This window comes from Oleiphilus sp. HI0066, assembly GCF_001635725.1.
The window spans coordinates 1-1,145 of record NZ_LWFH01000535.1; the positions used below are offsets into that span (position 1 = coordinate 1).

At 44.9% G+C, this 1,145-nt stretch carries 1 protein-coding gene; it reads right to left on the reverse strand.

What is annotated here, in order from left to right:
• Positions 1–1,143: CTP synthase (locus A3738_RS07265; protein WP_231876561.1), on the reverse strand; the 1,143-nt coding region annotated here is incomplete at its 3' end.
• Positions 1,144–1,145 lie beyond the last annotated feature (2 nt).

The window sequence follows — 1,145 nt, forward strand, 5'->3', positions numbered from 1 at the left end:
GTTTGCGCCTTCTAAACCTGCAACATGGCGCGCATATTCAATAACTGCCACTTGCATACCCAAGCAGATACCTAAATAAGGCACCTTATTTTCACGNGCATATTTAACCGTTTGGATCTTTCCTTCTACACCACGATTTCCGAAACCACCCGGCACCAGAATCGCATCGACATCTTCGATCTGCCCAGTTCCGTTATCGATAATAGTTTCAGAGTCTACGTAGCGAATATTAACCTTCGTGCGATTACGTAAGCCTGCATGCTTGAGCGCCTCAATCAAAGACTTATAAGCATCCAAAAGCTCCATGTACTTACCGACCATCGCAATCGTAACTTCTTGCTCTGGGTTCGCTTCTGCTTCAACAACACCATCCCACTCACTTAAATCAGCAGGAGCAGCATCAATATTAAAGCGCTCGCAAATAATGTTATCTAAACCTTGTTCGTGCAGCATTCTCGGAATGAGATAGATGCTGCTTGCGTCTCGCAAAGGAATAACCGCGCGCTCTTCAACATTCGTGAACAAAGCAATTTTGCGGCGAGATGATGCATCAATTTCATGATCAGAACGACATACCAGAATATCGGGTTGAATACCGATAGAACGCATTTCTTTTACAGAGTGCTGCGTCGGTTTTGTCTTAGTTTCTCCCGCAGTCGCGATATAAGGCACTAAGGTCAAATGCATAAACATCGCGCGATTAGAACCAACTTCAATCTTTAACTGACGCACAGCTTCAAGGAAAGGCTGGGATTCTATATCACCTACGGTTCCGCCAATTTCGACAAGCGCAACATCGTAACCGCTTGCACCTTCAACAACACGACGTTTAATTTCATCCGTAATGTGCGGAATTACCTGAACAGTTCCGCCCAAGTAATCACCACGACGCTCTTTACGAATGACATCTTCATAGACACGTCCACTCGTAAAGTTGTTGCGCTTAGTCATTTTAGTGCGGATGTAACGCTCATAATGACCAAGATCTAAGTCAGTCTCTGCTCCGTCTTCAGTAACGAATACTTCGCCATGCTGAAAGGGACTCATCGTCCCTGGGTCAACGTTAATATATGGATCCAGCTTCAGCATTGTGACTTTTAGTCCACGAGCTTCTAAAATTGCTGCTAGGGAAGCAGAAGCAATAC